This is a genomic window from Klebsiella sp. 141251, from assembly GCF_050600725.1.
In the GTDB taxonomy this organism is placed as follows: domain Bacteria; phylum Pseudomonadota; class Gammaproteobacteria; order Enterobacterales; family Enterobacteriaceae; genus Klebsiella; species Klebsiella aerogenes.
The window spans coordinates 381,620-397,162 of the sequence record NZ_JAQIRG010000005.1 but is presented as its reverse complement, the minus strand read 5'-3'; the positions used below and the strand labels follow the sequence as shown (position 1 = coordinate 397,162).

Annotated in this window: 14 protein-coding genes and 1 riboswitch; of the genes, 8 read left to right on the top strand and 6 right to left on the bottom strand. The window is 54.5% G+C overall.

Features of this window, described 5'->3' with window-relative positions:
- Positions 1-13 precede the first annotated feature (13 nt).
- Complete coding sequence (locus PGR09_RS14375) at positions 14-1,318, bottom strand: tyrosine-type recombinase/integrase (protein WP_430916255.1); 1,305 nt, start codon at positions 1,316-1,318, stop codon at positions 14-16.
- A 67-nt stretch (positions 1,319-1,385) separates the two neighbouring features.
- A riboswitch (TPP riboswitch) is annotated at positions 1,386-1,481 on the bottom strand.
- Between the two features lie 104 nt (positions 1,482-1,585).
- The gene (locus PGR09_RS14370; protein ID WP_045391193.1) at positions 1,586-1,903 is read right to left on the bottom strand and encodes a DUF1493 family protein; all 318 of its coding nucleotides are present in this window, start codon (positions 1,901-1,903) and stop codon (positions 1,586-1,588) included.
- A gap of 294 nt (positions 1,904-2,197) precedes the next feature.
- On the opposite strand from PGR09_RS14370, the gene PGR09_RS14365 reads away from it, so the two are divergent.
- Both PGR09_RS14365 and PGR09_RS14360 read left to right on the top strand, forming a co-directional pair.
- Positions 2,198-2,623 carry a hypothetical protein gene (locus tag PGR09_RS14365; RefSeq protein ID WP_045391196.1) on the top strand — a complete coding sequence of 142 codons (426 nt, stop codon included), beginning with the start codon at positions 2,198-2,200 and terminating at the stop codon, positions 2,621-2,623.
- Between the two features lie 284 nt (positions 2,624-2,907).
- Positions 2,908-4,884: an alkyl/aryl-sulfatase gene (locus PGR09_RS14360; protein ID WP_430916254.1), complete on the top strand. Its 1,977-nt coding sequence runs from the start codon at positions 2,908-2,910 to the stop codon at positions 4,882-4,884.
- 43 nt (positions 4,885-4,927) lie between these two features.
- Here PGR09_RS14360 and PGR09_RS14355 read toward each other — a convergent pair whose 3' ends face one another.
- Entirely contained in the window at positions 4,928-5,563 is a 636-nt protein-coding gene (locus tag PGR09_RS14355; RefSeq protein ID WP_348876008.1) for a helix-turn-helix domain-containing protein, read from the bottom strand.
- 215 nt (positions 5,564-5,778) lie between these two features.
- Here PGR09_RS14355 and PGR09_RS14350 point away from each other — a divergent pair, with 215 nt between their 5' ends.
- Positions 5,779-7,755 carry an alkyl/aryl-sulfatase gene (locus tag PGR09_RS14350; protein ID WP_213797417.1) on the top strand — a complete coding sequence of 659 codons (1,977 nt, stop codon included), beginning with the start codon at positions 5,779-5,781 and terminating at the stop codon, positions 7,753-7,755.
- Between the two features lie 141 nt (positions 7,756-7,896).
- Positions 7,897-8,319, top strand: a complete 423-nt coding sequence (locus PGR09_RS14345; protein ID WP_015365758.1) for a universal stress protein — start codon at positions 7,897-7,899, stop codon at positions 8,317-8,319.
- Here the strand turns inward: PGR09_RS14345 and PGR09_RS14340 are convergent.
- A complete protein-coding gene (locus tag PGR09_RS14340) occupies positions 8,316-9,227 on the bottom strand; it encodes a LysR family transcriptional regulator (protein WP_430916253.1) in 912 nt (303 codons plus the stop codon). The genes PGR09_RS14345 and PGR09_RS14340 overlap by 4 nt on opposite strands.
- A gap of 124 nt (positions 9,228-9,351) precedes the next feature.
- Between PGR09_RS14340 and PGR09_RS14335 the strand changes: the two genes are divergently transcribed.
- Positions 9,352-11,163 (top strand): adenine deaminase, encoded by a 1,812-nt coding sequence (locus PGR09_RS14335; RefSeq protein WP_047078265.1) that lies wholly within the window; start codon positions 9,352-9,354, stop codon positions 11,161-11,163.
- Between the two features lie 2 nt (positions 11,164-11,165).
- Positions 11,166-12,509, top strand: coding sequence for an NCS2 family permease (locus PGR09_RS14330; RefSeq protein WP_032708742.1), 1,344 nt, complete (start codon positions 11,166-11,168; stop codon positions 12,507-12,509).
- On the opposite strand, the gene PGR09_RS14325 is transcribed toward PGR09_RS14330, so the two are convergent.
- Positions 12,499-13,398, bottom strand: a complete 900-nt coding sequence (locus PGR09_RS14325; protein ID WP_047051025.1) for a LysR family transcriptional regulator — start codon at positions 13,396-13,398, stop codon at positions 12,499-12,501. The two genes, PGR09_RS14330 and PGR09_RS14325, sit on opposite strands and share 11 nt — an antisense overlap.
- A gap of 183 nt (positions 13,399-13,581) precedes the next feature.
- On the opposite strand from PGR09_RS14325, the gene PGR09_RS14320 reads away from it, so the two are divergent.
- Complete coding sequence (locus tag PGR09_RS14320) at positions 13,582-13,899, top strand: RcnB family protein (RefSeq protein ID WP_015365753.1); 318 nt, start codon at positions 13,582-13,584, stop codon at positions 13,897-13,899.
- On the top strand, positions 13,871-14,344 hold the full coding sequence (locus tag PGR09_RS14315; RefSeq protein ID WP_047051024.1) for a GNAT family N-acetyltransferase: 474 nt from the start codon (positions 13,871-13,873) through the stop codon (positions 14,342-14,344). Before PGR09_RS14320 ends, PGR09_RS14315 begins: the two co-directional genes overlap by 29 nt.
- Here the strand turns inward: PGR09_RS14315 and apbC are convergent.
- Positions 14,341-15,450, bottom strand: coding sequence for an iron-sulfur cluster carrier protein ApbC (apbC, locus tag PGR09_RS14310; protein WP_015365751.1), 1,110 nt, complete (start codon positions 15,448-15,450; stop codon positions 14,341-14,343). The two genes, PGR09_RS14315 and apbC, sit on opposite strands and share 4 nt — an antisense overlap.
- Positions 15,451-15,543: the final 93 nt, after the last annotated feature.

Sequence of the window (15,543 nt, the reverse complement as noted above, 5' to 3'; positions counted from 1 at the left end):
GCCTTAAGGCCCGTCAGGATTCCCAGCACAAGCCGTCAATCACATAAGAAACTGAGGATAAGGGAAATGTATGCAGATAGCGCCGTGTGATGCCTGCTCCGCTTTTCTCATGACCAACCACCTGCTGCAAGTGCGCAAGGTTTCCGACCCAACCAGCTAAACAGGTTGAAATCATTGTGTGCCTGAAACTATGCACCAAGCGGCGCTGCCCGTAGTCATCCTGATACGGAATCCCAAGCTCATCACGAATATCAGCTAAAACTTTGCCGATCTTCGTCATGTTCGTGCCTGCCACTTCTGAGAAAATCCGCTCTTTCCACTGGCGATCAACGTACTCCATGAAACCCCATTCGATTAACTTAGAATGGATTACTACCTGCCTTGTAGCGTTCTCAGTTTTCCCCTGCCCGCCTTCAGCAATCAGGAAATAGTAACGCTGGCTATCTTCGTCGAATTTAATCTGTGACTTCTCCAGCTTTCCTATCTCGCCTCTTCTCGCTCCCGTGTATGCCAATAACAACGTGATCCATTTTTGCCAGTTGTCGGGCTGCTTAAGCGCCCACCCTACAAACTTTTTCATCTCCGCTGTGCTGTATGCACCAAATCTCGCTTTCGATGGTGCAGCCACTACGCCATCAGTTGGCGACTTAGATAAAATGTCTTTGCTTTCCGTGAGGAAGGTTTTGAAGAGTGATTTATACAGCTTGAGATGCTTATGGATGGCCTCAACGCCCACCAGTTGATCCGGTGGAACATCGCACTCAATCAGTTGCTGAATCGACATTGAGCGGTAAGGCTGAACAATACGCTTAGGAAGGTTTTCAACGATTTCCATCACCTGTTTAATGTCCTGTTTGCTAATCGCCGCTACATCAGTTTCCCCTCCCAAGACCGTTAACAGCACTTCCATGTATCGCTCATTTGCCATTGAGATCGATTTCGTCCAGTTGCGTCCCTTTTCGTCTTTGTACATCGTCCACGCATCCGAGAGAGTTAGCACTTTTTCCGGTTCGGCTGGCGGTTGAGATTCCACGATTTCAACAGGAAGAGCTATCTTCTGGTGGGGCAAAAGTGGATTTCTCGCAGCCTTACGTTCTGACGCAATCAGATTAGACAAAAATGATTCGAACACGAGTAGCGGCGTAGCTAATGATTGAACAAAAGGAATGTGTGGCTTAACGCCAATCATCAAAGCAGATGCTTCACGATAGCTGTCAGTAAGGAGAGATTTCTTATATATCCTGCCATTGGAAAGCCGGATTTGCAGGTAGTAGTTACCATTTCTCTGAAACGTGTATGGAAGATTTCTGTACCCCATAAATACACCCTTTTTGTATCTCAAGTGCATTGCGCACCGACAAAAAGAGAGTCAATCTCATGATAAGTAGGCCGAATTTCGGCCCCCTACGCTGGCATTATCCAGATCAGGTGGTACGGGTATTTCTCAGCCTTCACAAAGAAGGGCACCCCGAGTCATTTGGTACAAAATGGCGACTAACGTTCCGTTAATCTCTCTTCAGGATAGTAATGCCAGCGGTAAGTCTTGTAAACGGTAAAAGCGGTATGTCTCCCGGCGATATGTCCCTTAATCGTACAGCCATTCACCCGCTTTTGCGGACTCTACCAACATTTGTACTGTTAGCGGTTTAAGCGGCTTCTCTGGAGGCATGGAACCTAAAAACTCAGGTTCAAAGTAATAGATAATTTCGAAGCCATTCATTTTTACATTCCATTGTTTGAAATAGTAATCTAAAGTATCTTCTGCATCTTCCCAGATGATATTCAGCCCCCCCTTTGTTAATTCAGTATCTAACGTGACTTCTGGACGATCGCCAAAAAAACAGTATTTCTTATGGCTATGATGAGTATATATATAATCAATAATTTCTTGTTCAATGCTCATTAGAAGTATGTCCATAGTTTCATCATAATGGCTGATTGGCACACCGTCATTACTCGTCATTGTATCATCCCCGTACGCTTGCCACAGAGACGCTCTTTTCACCGCATTGTAAACGATTACACTATTGTTTAGTTATCCGTACGGCGGTTGATGTAGATCACAATTTTCTTAATCACCCTACGACATAGTTACCACGCGTTACGAATTAAGCACGCTAACGATCCCCGGACGATCGCCGCTGTCATGAATGTTCGTCGCATGTATAAAATAATATCTACGATAAGGTCGTTAATGATGAAAGTGAAACACGTCTCGATAATACTGCTGGCACTCAGCGCAGCCATCGCGGCCGGTTGCAGTTCGCCGGCGCAGCGTATGGCCGAGTGTGAAGCCCAGGGGGTCAGTAAAGACGCCTGTTATATTGCGGAACAAAACAAACAGGCTGCGGTGAACGCCGCAGCGGAGAAGCAGGCGCTGGAAAATGCACAGGCTTTATATCCCGTGCAGAAAGCGCAATCCAGCAAAAAAGTGAAGATCTTCAATGGCATGAAGCTGGTCACAAACTCAACCGGGCTGACAGTTGATGGCAAACCCGCGGCCTTAGACGAAAGCAATGCTGACGCGAAAACCTATTCTCAGGGTTTATACGTTTTTATTGTCTACCAATCAGGAAAAATTGCCGTCATGCAGGACGGTAAATTTTTAGGCTACGCCAAATAGCGCCGCTTCCTTGTTAATTTAAAAGCGGCCTAAGAGCCGCTTTTTTCTCCCCTTCCCCGCAGTAACCGACACGTCTGACACCGCGCTAAACAAGCGACATTAATCCCATTGGATAAATCTCATTTTACCTACGAGTGAGTAGTTTTTTAACTAATGTAGTTTTTTTGTAACCATAACTTGCTCAATGTAAACAAATGGTTATAGTTCAAATAAGCGTTACAAGTTGTAACACCACGTCAGATCGGAATTAACGAGTGAATTGCCATCATGGTAAGAGGATTCCAATGAAATTGACCCCCGTAGTGAAAGGTTTAGCCATCGCCGGCTTGCTGTCATCGATCAGCTTGTCAGCATGGGCGGAAGTCGCCGCAAAAGAAGCGACCGCAGCCACCAAACAAGCCAACGACGCTCTCTATAACCAACTTCCCTTCTCAGATAACACCGATTTCACCAACGCCCATAAAGGGTTTATTGCCGCCCTGCCCACCGAGGTCATTAAAGGCGAACAAGGTAACGTAGTATGGGATCCGCAGCAGTACTCCTTCATCAAAGAAGGTGAAAAAGCCCCGGACACCGTCAACCCGAGCCTGTGGCGGCAGTCGCAGCTGATTAACATCAGCGGCCTGTTTGAGGTGACCGACGGCGTCTACCAGATCCGCAATCTGGATCTTTCCAATATGACCATCATCGAAGGTAAAGAAGGCATTACCGTCGTGGATCCGCTGGTGTCGGCAGAAACCGCCAAAGTGGGCATGGATCTGTATTACCAAAACCGCGGTAAGAAACCGGTCGTCGCCGTTATCTATACCCACAGCCACGTTGACCACTACGGCGGGGTGCGCGGCGTAGTTGATGAGGCGGATGTAAAATCCGGCAAAGTGAAAATTTACGCACCGTCCGGCTTTATGGAAGCGGCCGTGGCAGAAAATATCATGGCCGGTAACGTCATGAGCCGCCGCGCCAGCTACATGTACGGCAACCTGCTGAAACCATCGGCCACCGGTCAGGTCGGCGCCGGCCTTGGCACCACCACCTCGGCGGGCACGGTTACCCTGATTGCGCCGACCAATATCATCGAAAAAGACGGGCAGAAAGAAGTCATTGACGGTTTGACCTATGACTTTATGCTGGCGCCGGGTTCGGAAGCGCCGTCGGAAATGCTGTGGTTCATCGAAGAGAAAAAACTGATTGAATCCGCGGAAGACGTGACACACACCCTGCACAACACCTATTCGCTGCGCGGCGCGAAAATCCGCGAACCGCTGCCGTGGTCGAAGTACATCAACGAAGCGATTGTACGCTGGGGCGACAAGGCCGAAATTATTATGGCTCAGCACCACTGGCCGACCTGGGGCAACGAAAACGTGGTTAACCTGCTGAAGAGCCAGCGCGACCTGTATCGTTACATTAACGACCAGACCCTGCGTATGGCCAACGAAGGGCTGACCCGCGATGAAATCGCCGCTAAATTCAAACTGCCGGAGAGCCTTGCCAACACCTGGGCTAACCGCGGTTATTACGGCTCTGTCAGCCACGACGTGAAAGCCACCTACGTGCTGTATCTCGGCTGGTTCGACGGCAACCCGGCGACCCTCGACGAGCTGCCGCCGGAAGAAGCGGCGAAAAAATTCGTCGATTACATGGGCGGCGCCGATGCCATCATGAAGAAAGCGAAAGAGGATTACGACCAGGGTAACTACCGCTGGGTAGCCCAGGTCGTCAGCAAAATCGTCTTCGCCGATCCGAAAAACCAGGATGCGCGTAATCTGGAAGCTGATGCCCTTGAACAGTTAGGCTACCAGGCGGAATCCGGCCCGTGGCGTAACTTCTACCTCACCGGCGCGCAGGAGCTGCGTAACGGCGTGGTGAAAGGGCCAACCCCGAACACCGCCAGCCCGGATACCGTGCGCGCGATGACCCCGGAAATGTTCTTCGACTATCTGGCGGTACATATCAATGGCGAGAAAGCGGGTAACGCGAAATCGGTCTTTAATATCGATCTCGGCAGCGACGGCGGCAAGTATAAGCTGGAGCTGGAAAACGGCGTACTGAACCATACCGCCAACGCGGAAGAGAAAGATGCCGATACCACTATCGCCCTCAACCGCGCCACCCTGAATAAGATCATCCTCAAAGAGGAGACGCTGAAACAGGCCGTCGATAACGGCGACGCGAAAATCACCGGTAACGCCGATAAGCTCAATGAAATGCTGGGCTATATGGACAAGTTCGAATTCTGGTTCGACATCGTCACACCATAATGCCCTGCTCCCGCGACCATCGGTCGCGGGAGTTTCCTTTCTGCTAGTAAGCTTCCGGCAGCGGTCGGTCGATCGAAACCAGTTTGCCGCGCTTCATCGTGATATAGCCCCCGGCTTTTAGATCCGCCAGTACGCGAAATACATGCGTGCGCGACAGATTAGTGCGCTTAATAATAAACAGCGCCAGGCCTTCATTTTCCCCCTGATGGGTACTCTGGCGATAAAGATAACGAAACAGCATCGGCCTGATGGTCTGGTAGCTGGTCATTTGCCGGCGTTCGTTGTGAAGGTCGATAGTAAAAATCGACATATAGGTCAGAATGGTCGCCAACTCCTGCACGCGTTCAGGACCGCCGCGTAAAAAGATTTGGTCAAAAACATCATAAGTGACTTTGACCAGCTTCACCGCCGCGCTGCCGATGTATTCAAACTTCGCCAGCGGGCAGTACCTTTCCATAAGTCCAATCGGCATATACTCAATGGAATTACCAATATGAAGGCCATTCTCCGGCATTAATATTGAAAGCGAACCTTCAGTGCAAAAATAAATATACCCTGGCTGAATTGCTAATTTTTTATTTGCCGCAACCGTCAGGGGCTCCCCTTGTGCCATTATTTGCGGAAAAAAGGCATCAATGTTGAGTTGCTGATAATAGCTATGGATATCCTGAAAATTCACGCTATACACCTTGCTACGCCGTCTGTTGTGATATCGAGTATAGCAGCGAAGTGATAGCAGATTCGAGGGCGATTATTTCTTTGAGAATGACCAGTCCCATATGGGACTATCAACGCAAAGTATTCGCTTTAAAATGGCCAGTAATTAGTCTGCATTTAAATTACCCGCTGATATTAAACACTGATAGCGGAACAAATAATCTAAGAGGCCATGCAATGAAATTAAATCAGATCGCTAAACATCTGGCTCTGGCCGGTGTTTTAACTTCACTGTCGCTTTCCGCCTTCGCTGCCGCCCAGCAACAGGACGCCACTCCGGCAACTCATCAGGCAAATAACGCGCTGTACAACAAACTGCCGTTTGCCGATAAAACCGATTTCGATAACGCGCATAAAGGCTTTATCGCCGCGCTGCCGCAAACCATGATTAAAGGCGAGCAAGGCAACGTTATCTGGAACCCGGCAAAGTATGACTTCGTCAAAGAAGGTGAAAAAGCCCCGGATACCGTTAACCCAAGCCTGTGGCGCCAGTCGCAGCTGATTAATATCGGCGGCCTGTTTAAAGTCACCGACGGGGTTTATCAGATCCGTAATCTCGATCTCTCCAACATGACTATCATTGAAGGCGAGAAAGGGATAACCGTTATCGATCCCCTGCTGAGCGCCGAGCCGGCGAAAGAAGCGATGGATCTCTATTATGCCAACCGTGGTAAAAAGCCGGTTGTCGCCGTGCTGTTCACCCACAGCCACGTTGATCACTACGGCGGTATCCGCGGCGTGGTTGATGAAGCCGACGTGAAAGCGGGTAAGGTGAAAATCTACGCCCCTGCCGGATTTATGGAAGAAGCGGTTTCCGAGAACATCATGGCCGGTACCGCAATGAGCCGCCGCGCCAGCTACATGTACGGCAACCTGCTGAAGCCTGACGCCAAAGGGCAGGTCGGCGCCGGTCTTGGCACCACCACCTCCGCAGGTACCGTGACGCTTATCCAGCCGACCAACTACATCACCAAAACCGGCCAGCAGGAAGTGATCGATGGTCTGACCTACGACTTCATGATGGCGCCGGGTTCCGAAGCGCCATCGGAAATGCTGTGGTATGTCAAAGAGAAGAAAATGATTGAAGCGGCAGAGGATGTTACCCATACTCTGCACAATACCTACTCGCTGCGCGGCGCGAAGATCCGCGACCCGCTGGCATGGTCAAAATATATTAACGCCGCGATCGACCGCTGGGGCAACGATGCTGAAGTCATTATCGCTCAGCATCACTGGCCGACCTGGGGTAACGACAATATTATCAAGCTGATGAAAGGCCAGCGCGATATGTATCGCTACATCAACGACCAGACCCTACGCATGGCCAACGAAGGCCTGACCCGCGATGAAATCGCCGCTAACTTCAAGCTGCCGGAATCGCTGGAAAAACAGTGGTCGAGCCGCGGTTATTACGGCTCCGTCAGCCACGATGTAAAAGCAACTTACGTTTACTACCTCGGCTGGTTTGATGGCAACCCGGCGACCCTCGACGAGCTGCCGCCGCAACAGGCTGCGAAGAAGTTCGTTGAATACATGGGCGGCGCCGATGCCATCATGCAGAAAGCCAAAGCCGACTATCAGCAGGGGAACTACCGCTGGGTGGCGCAGGTGACCAGTAAAATCGTCTTCGCCGACCCGCAGAATACCGATGCGCGTAATCTCGAAGCGGATGCCCTGGAGCAGTTAGGTTACCAGGCGGAAGCCGGTACCTGGCGCAACTTCTACCTGACCGGCGCGCAGGAACTGCGTAACGGCGTACAGAAACTCCCGACGCCTAACACCGCCAGCCCGGATACCGTGCGCGCGATGACCCCAGAAATGTTCTTCGACTACCTGGGCGTACATATCAACGGCCAGAAAGCCGGCGCGGCGAAAGCGGTCTTCAATATCGATCTGGGTACAGATGGCGGGAAGTATAAGCTGGAGCTGGAAAATGGCGTGCTTAACCACACCGCCAATGCGGTTGCGGACGACGCCGACGCCAGCATCACTCTGAATCGCGATACCCTGAACAAGATCATTTTGAAACAGGAAACGCTGAAGGAAGCTGAAGACAAGGGCGACGTCAAGATTAGCGGCAATAGCGCTAAGCTCGATGAAATGCTGAGCTACATGGACAAGTTTGAATTCTGGTTCAACATTGTCACCCCGTAAGCGATAATCGCTGAATCTCCCTCGCGCCCTTTCTGGCCGCGGGGGATTTTTTTATCCATTCGCCTCGCATGTTCTGATTTGCGTTCCCCTCGCCGCAGGCCCAAAATGAGTTCAGGACTGTTTTATTGCGCGGAGGTATATATGACCGTTTATCACCATGCGCTGGTACTGATTAATAGCAGCCTTGATGGTGTTCCGTTGCTACAACACGCCGCCAGGATGGCGCAGGAAAACGGGATGCGGATTACCATCGCCCACATCAGCACCGACTACCGGGCGCTTAATTACGTGTCCGACAGCCTGCAGAATGATGAAGTATCGCAAGAGGTCATTCAGGCCAAAGCCCTGCTCAACGAGCTGGCGACGACCGTCGCCCTGCCGGTACAGACGCTATCGCTGGTGACGACCCGCCGTTTTGCTGATGTCGAAGAGTGCGTACAACAACGCCATATCGATTTAATTATCGCCGGACACCATAACCGGCTGCTGGGGGTGCTGTCCTCGCACTCGCTGGAGTACATCAACCATTTGACGGTGGACGTACTGATAAAACACCTGCCCTAGCGCAATGCGGACTGTAACAGAGAAAAACACTCTTCGATTAACGGTGCAAGCGCCTGCGGCCCACGCATCAGAGCCACAGTCCGCGTCAGCGCCGGCTGCTGCAGTTGCGCCACCTTTAACGCCGGATCGTGCAAATAGGTCGTATACAGCGCCGGGAGAATGGCCACCGCCAGTCGCGAACGCACCAGCCCATAAAGGGTTTCGATATAGTCTACCTGGTAACGCGTCGTTAAGGTCAAACGCTGGCTTTCCACCAGCGCCGCCACCAGCCGCTGGATATTCCCCTTGGAGAAAACGGCAATATCACGGCCCACCAGTTGCTTCCACGGTAAATTTGGCTGCGCAGCCAGCGGATCGTCGCTGTGCAGCACCGCCACGAAAGGATCCTCGCGCAGCGGATAAACCAATAGCTCAGCCGGCAGCGAACTGTCGATCGCGCCGATACCAAAATCAATCTCACCGCTTTGCAGCGCCCGCATTAACGCATCGTTGGTCTGGTCATGAAATTCGATGCGCAGACGCGGAAAGGCCTGCGCCAGGGTCTGCGGCAGCAGCGGAAACAGCAGTGAACTCACCGACGGAACCAGGCCTATCCGTACTGTGCCATCGCCTCCCGCTTCCACGATCTGTTGCATATCAAAAAAAGATGCCTGGGCCACGCTCAGTATCCGCTGGGCATGAGGTAAAATCGCCGCCCCCAGTTCCGTCAGGGTGACCGCCGAGGCGGTACGATTGACCAGCTTGCCCCCAAGCACCGCTTCTATCTGGCGCAGCGCGCTGCTGAGCGCCGGTTGGCTAATCGCCAGCCGATTGGCGGTATCGGTAAAATGGCGTAGCTGGGCCAGGGTCACAAAATACTGCAGTTGCTTTAGTGAGAGCGCGGGCAGACGTTGCCAGGGTTCGTTCATTGTCAGGTTCGCTACCGGTGGTCATAAAGAATAACCCGAGCTTATCGGGCGATAAATTTATTCATCTGGGCAAACGTTTGCTGTGCCCCTAGAGTATCCGCATTATCCTTGTGGCGGAGTTGTTATGTCCAGCAATGCTGAAGTCCGTCGTCGCGCCGTACAGGCCGCGCGCGGCGAGTCCCCGTTTGATCTGTTGCTTATCGATGCGCAGATCGTCGATATGGCCACTGGCGAAGTCCGCGACGCTGACGTCGGCATTGTGGGTGAAATGATTGCCAGCGTGCATCCGCGCGGTAGCCGCGCCGACGCCCATGAAGTGCGCTCGCTGCAAGGCGGCTATCTGTCGCCCGGCTTGATGGACACCCACGTACACCTTGAAAGTTCGCATCTACCGCCCGAGCGCTATGCCGAAATCGTCCTGACGCAGGGTACCACCGCGGTATTCTGGGATCCGCATGAGCTGGCCAACGTGCTCGGCGTCGATGGCGTGCGCTACGCGGTTGACGCCAGTCGCCACCTGCCGCTACAGGTGATGGTGGCCGCGCCGTCCAGCGTCCCCTCTACGCCAGGTCTCGAAATGTCCGGCGCTGATTTCGCCGGCGCTGAAATGGAAACCATGCTCGGTTGGCCGGAAGTACGCGGCGTGGCGGAAGTGATGGACATGCACGGTGTGCTGAACGGTAGCGAACGGATGCAGGAGATTGTCCAGGCCGGGCTTAACAGCGGCAAACTGATTGAGGGACACGCCCGCGGGCTTAGCGGTGCTGACCTGCAAGCGTACCTCGCCGCCGGCGTCACCTCCGATCATGAGCTGACTTCAGCGGCCGATGCGCTGGAAAAACTGCGCGCCGGGCTGACTATCGAAATTCGCGGCTCACACCCCTATCTGCTGCCCGATATCGTTACGGCGTTAAAAACGCTGCCGCATCTCTCTTCGCAAATCACCGTCTGCACCGATGACGTCCCGCCGGATATGCTGCTGGAGAAAGGTGGCATTATCGCCCTGCTCAACCTGCTGATTGAACACGGTTTGCCAACGGTCGATGTGCTGCGTTTCGCCACCCTCAATGCGGCTATTCGCCTGCAGCGTAACGATCTTGGGCTGATTGCCGCAGGACGGCGCGCAGATCTGGTGGTGTTTGATTCGCTGGAGAAACTCGAGGCTCAGGAGGTCTACGTCGGCGGCAAACTTATCGCTCGCAGCGGTCACCTGCTAACCCCCCTTGCCGCCGCGCCCGGCGTGACGCCGCCGCGTGATACTCTGCAGTTAGCGCCCCTCGCCGCGGAAGACTTTATCCTGCGAATTAAGGGCATTCGCCATGGCGTCGCCCGCCTGCGCCACATCAGCGGCGCGCGCTTCACGAAATGGGGTGAAGTAGAAGTACAGATCCGCGACGGCGAAGTACAACTGCCCGCGGGCTTTAGCCTAATTTGGGTTAAGCACCGCCACGGCCGCCATCAGGCAACGCCGCAAATCGCCCTGCTCGAAGGCTGGGGCGAGCTGCGCGGCGCCATCGCCACCAGCTACTCGCATGATTCACATAACCTGGTCGTGCTCGGGCGCGATGCTCAGGATATGGCCCTAGCGGCAAATCAGCTGATCGCTTCCGGCGGCGGAATGGCGCTGGCGCAACAGGGCGAGATCCTGGCCCATGTGGCGATGCCGATTGCCGGCATGCTCTCCGATCTTCCCGCCGCCGAGCTGGCGCGGCAGTTCCGCGAGCTGCGAGATTTAAGCAGTAAAGTCGCCGACTGGGAGCCGCCATACCGGGTATTTAAGGCGATTGAAGGCACCTGCCTCGCCTGCAACGCCGGGCCGCATTTAACCGATTTGGGTTTAACCGACGGCGGCAGCCGCCAGATAGTTGACCCGTTGATAGCCTGCCGGGAGACACCGGCGCCAACTCATCACAACAATAATCCTCAGGGAGCCTGAGCATGGCCGATAACACACTTCATACTTCTGCCCGTAGCCACTGGCTGGAGCGCCGCTTTGCGCTGCACTCACGGGGCGGTTCGCTACGCACCGAATGCCTGGCCGGGATCACCGGCTTTCTCGCCGCCGCCTATTTACTGGTGGTCATTCCAGGGCTGCTGGCGATTGGCGGAATGGATAAAGGCGCCGCCACCACCGGCACTATCCTGGTTTTTGTCGCCGGTTCGCTATTAATGGCGTTTTACGCCAACCTGCCGTTTATCGTCGGTCCGGGCATTGGCGGCTCGGTACTGGTGGGGGTGACGCTGGCGGGCAGCGAAGGTATTGGCTGGCAGATTGGCCTCGGGATTGCCTGCTGGTCGGGGATCCTCTTCTTCCTGTTGACCCAATTCGGCCTGCGCGAAGTGGTCACCCGCTCGGTACCGCAGTCAATTAAGCTGGGGCTGACGGCCTCGATCGGGTTGTTCGTCGCGGTTCTCGGCTTTCGCAATGCCGGGCTGGTGTTGGCGAATGCCAAAACCAACGCCCTGATGCTCGGCGATTTTCTTGCCCCCGGCGCGCTGGTGGCGCTGTGTGGCCTGTTTCTGGCGATAGCGTTACAGGCGCGTAAAGTGCCCGGCGCGATACTGTGGGCCATTCTGTTCGCCACCCTGGTGGGTATTCCGTTCGGGGTAACAAAACTGCCGGGCAGCTTTATTGATGTTCCGCACTCGCTGGCTCCGGTGTTCGGGCAAATCGATCTGTTGGGGGCATTAAATATCGCCTTCCTGCCGTTCCTGTTCGTCTTTTTTGCGTCCGAGTTTTTCTCGACCATGGGTACGACCCTGGCGGTCGGCGGCGAGGCGGGCTTACTGGATGAAGAAGGCAACATGCCGCAGATTAATCGCCCGTTTATGGTCGATTCGATTGCCGCCGCGCTGGGCCCGTGGGTCGGTATTCCGGCGGCCACGGCGCTGATTGAATCATCCGCGGCAGCGGAAGCCGGCGGCAAGACCGGCCTCACCGCGCTGGCGGCGGCGGTGATGTTCCTGTTGATGCTGCTGTTTACGCCGGTGGCGCTCATGATCCCTAAAGAGGCCACCGCGCCGGCGTTAATTCTGATTGGCCTGAATATGTTCAGCGGCCTGCGCAAAGTCGATCTGGGTAACTTTACCGATGGACTGCCGGTCCTCATGATGGTGATGATTACGCTCATCGCCAACAGCTTCGGCACCGGTATTGCCGGCGGACTGCTGTTTTACATTGTCATCAAAGCGATCGCCGGCAAGTGGCGTGAAATTCCGATTGGCCTGTGGGTGCTGGCGATCCCGCTAATCTATTATTTCGCGACCTTAGTTAAGCACTAAGCGCTTCACAATGTGATTTCACCTCTTGATATAACAAACGCACCGCGGCAGAGAGCTGTTTGCGGTGCGGACAAATCATATTCAACGGCGTTAAATCGCCCTGATAGTCCGGCAGCAGCCGCACCAGACGCCCTTCCCGCAGGTCGTCGCTGACATCAAGAAACGATTTATAAGCGATCCCCTCTCCGGCTACCGCCAGCCGACGGATCACCTCCGCATCATCACTCATGATCGCGCCGTTCATCTCCACGGTATGTACTTCATTACCTGAAATCAGCGGCCAGCGGTCAAAAGGCCGGCCGCGTAATACATACAGTAGCGCACTGTGCCGGGATAACTCCTCCAGACTACTAATTTGACCGTGGCGGGCAATCCACTGCGGTGAAGCGACTAACACCCGGCGATTCTCCGGCGCGACCGGCAGCGAGATAAACGAAGCGTCTTCGTGGTAGCCGTAGCGAAAAGCGACATCCACCGGATCTTTAAACACGTCGGTCAGATGATCGGAAAAGTGCAGCCGCAGACTCAGCGCCGGATGACGTTCGCGAAAAGCGCAAAATACCTTGAGCAGCAGGTTGCGCCCAAGGTCGGATGGCACAGAGATTTGCAGCGTGCCGCGCACTTCATCCCCCGGCGCCTGAATTTTCTGTAACCCGGCCTGTAAGGTATCGAGCATCTGAGTGGCATAGGGCAACCAGGTTTCGCCCTCCGGAGTCAGGCGCAGGCTACGGGTCGAACGGGCAAAAAGGCGAATGTTGAGCGTCGTTTCCAGGCGTTTGATCGCCGCGCTTACCTGCGCTGGCTGCTGCCCCGCTTCTCGTGCCGCCTCGCTAAAACTGCCTAACGCCGCCGCGCGGACAAATAAGGTCAGATCTTCCAGCCTGAACATGCCAATTCTCCAAAGCTTCAGAATGCTCCCAAAATAGCGATTTACCGCGTAACAACGCAAGCGGCACAAGACTTCAGCCGTGTTTTGCTTACACTTTTTAAAAAACCAGTGCTTGCCATTTCAGCAGCGCTTCAGGAATGATACGAGGCTGCTATTTTGAGTCCAGGTAATATTGAGGAAAATATGCGTAAAACAAAAATGATGCTTCTGGGCGTACTTCTTGCCAGCGCCAGCGCAAGCTGGGCGGCGCCGGCCTCCGGGATTGAACAGTATGCGATGAAAGAATTCACCGCTGATTTTACCCAATTTCATATTGGCGATACCGTGCCGGCGATGTACCTCACTCCTGAGTACAACATCAAGCAGTGGCAATTGCGTAACCTGCCCGCGCCGGATGCCGGCAGCCACTGGACCTACATGGGCGGCAACTATGTTCTGATCACCGACACCGAAGGCAAGATCCTGAAAGTGTATGACGGCGAGATCTTCTATCATCGCTAAGCTCTCACTATCGCCGCAGTTGCGTATTCGTCCTGGCCGCGACAGCGACTACCCTCGCCTGCGTCAGCTGTTTCTTGACGCGCGTCTTGCGTCGTGGACATGGCTTAACGGCGATCAATGGCGGTTGGAAGATTTTGATGCCGTAGTGCAAGACGAACAGCTATGGGTCGCCGAATGCGGCGATGTGCTGGCAGGATTCGCCTCGGTGTGGGTTATCGACAACTTCCTGCATAACCTGTTCGTGGATCCGCAGTGGCAGGGAAAAGGCGTCGGTAGCCTGCTGCTGGAACAGGTTCAGCGCTCATTTAAGCGCAGCGGCACGCTGAAGTGCCTGTCGAGAAATGAAAACGCCCTGCGCTTCTACCAGCATCACGGCTGGAAAGTCGAAGCGCAGGGCGCGTCTCCTGACGGAGATTATTGGCTGATGCGTTACACCCAGCCTTAAACGGCGCGGAAGGCAATCTCGCTCGGGATAACTTCGCCCTGCCAGTACATCTGCGCCGCCACGCGTCCCGCCAACTGGCGGTAGATATCGGTAAACTCGCTTTCCGGACGCGCAATGACCGTCGGCGTACCTTTATCCAGGTCTTCACGCAGCGTGATATGCAATGGCAACTGGCCTAGCAACTGGGTGTGATACTTCGCCGCCAGCTTCTCGGCGCCGCCGGTGCCAAAGATAGGTTCGTGGTGGCCACAGTTGCTGCAGATATGCATGCTCATGTTTTCCACGATCCCCACGACCGGCACTTCCACCTTCTCAAACATCACGATGCCTTTTTTGGCGTCGATCAGCGCGATGTCCTGCGGCGTCGTCACCACTACCGCGCCGGTCACCGGAATGTTTTGCGCCAGGGTCAGCTGGATGTCGCCGGTTCCCGGCGGCATATCCAGTACCAGGTAATCCAGATCCGGCCACAGCGTCTCTTGAAGCATCTGCATCAGCGCCTTGCTGGCCATCGGGCCGCGCCACACCATGGCGTTGTCGTCGGTCACCAGATATCCGATGGAGTTAGTCGCCAGGCCATACTTCATGATCGGCGCCATATGGGTGCCGTCCGGCGACGTCGGGCGGCTGTCTTCGGCGCCGAGCATGGTCGGAATCGACGGACCATAGATATCGGCATCGAGAATACCCACTTTGGCCCCTTCCGCCGCCAGCGCCAGCGCGAGGTTCACGGCGGTAGAGGATTTGCCCACCCCGCCTTTACCGGAACTCACGGCGATGATGTTTTTCACGCCATTAATGCCCGGCTGGTTTTTCACTCGCTTCAGGGTGGCGATACTGTGAGAGAGCTTCCAGTCGATGGCCTTCGCGCCGGTAATGCGCAGCAGCTCGGCGCTGCATTGCTCCTTCAACGCCTCAAACGCGCGGGTCCAGACGAACGGCATTTGGATCTCGATATGCACGGTATCGTCAAGCCAGGCAACATGGTGCAGCGCCTTTAGCGTGGTGAGGTTATGCTTCAGGGTTGGGTGCTGGAAATTAGCCAGAGTCCCGGCGACCATCGCACGTAGACGTTCGGGGGATTTGGCCTGGGATTGCGAACTCATCCCGACTCCTTTGTTATTGTGAGTTGATTCTTGTCCGTTAAGTTTACCTGAAAGGGAATAATTCCCCCACAATAAGCTTTGGGCTTACCAAAT

Excerpts from the sequence above, each read along its gene's own strand:
- PGR09_RS14340 (WP_430916253.1), bottom strand. The coding sequence starts at position 9,227 with ATGAACGAACCCTGGCAACGTCTGCCCGCGCTCTCACTAAAGCAACTG.
- PGR09_RS14320 (WP_015365753.1), top strand. The coding sequence starts at position 13,582 with ATGCGTAAAACAAAAATGATGCTTCTGGGCGTACTTCTTGCCAGCGCC.
- PGR09_RS14325 (WP_047051025.1), bottom strand. The coding sequence starts at position 13,398 with ATGTTCAGGCTGGAAGATCTGACCTTATTTGTCCGCGCGGCGGCGTTA.
- PGR09_RS14315 (WP_047051024.1), top strand. The coding sequence starts at position 13,871 with ATGACGGCGAGATCTTCTATCATCGCTAAGCTCTCACTATCGCCGCAG.
- PGR09_RS14360 (WP_430916254.1), top strand. The coding sequence starts at position 2,908 with ATGAAATTGACCCCCGTAGTGAAAGGTTTAGCCATCGCCGGCTTGCTG.
- apbC (WP_015365751.1), bottom strand. The coding sequence starts at position 15,450 with ATGAGTTCGCAATCCCAGGCCAAATCCCCCGAACGTCTACGTGCGATG.
- PGR09_RS14365 (WP_045391196.1), top strand. The coding sequence starts at position 2,198 with ATGAAAGTGAAACACGTCTCGATAATACTGCTGGCACTCAGCGCAGCC.
- PGR09_RS14350 (WP_213797417.1), top strand. The coding sequence starts at position 5,779 with ATGAAATTAAATCAGATCGCTAAACATCTGGCTCTGGCCGGTGTTTTA.
- PGR09_RS14330 (WP_032708742.1), top strand. The coding sequence starts at position 11,166 with ATGGCCGATAACACACTTCATACTTCTGCCCGTAGCCACTGGCTGGAG.
- PGR09_RS14345 (WP_015365758.1), top strand. The coding sequence starts at position 7,897 with ATGACCGTTTATCACCATGCGCTGGTACTGATTAATAGCAGCCTTGAT.
- PGR09_RS14370 (WP_045391193.1), bottom strand. The coding sequence starts at position 1,903 with ATGAGCATTGAACAAGAAATTATTGATTATATATATACTCATCATAGC.
- PGR09_RS14335 (WP_047078265.1), top strand. The coding sequence starts at position 9,352 with ATGTCCAGCAATGCTGAAGTCCGTCGTCGCGCCGTACAGGCCGCGCGC.
- PGR09_RS14375 (WP_430916255.1), bottom strand. The coding sequence starts at position 1,318 with ATGGGGTACAGAAATCTTCCATACACGTTTCAGAGAAATGGTAACTAC.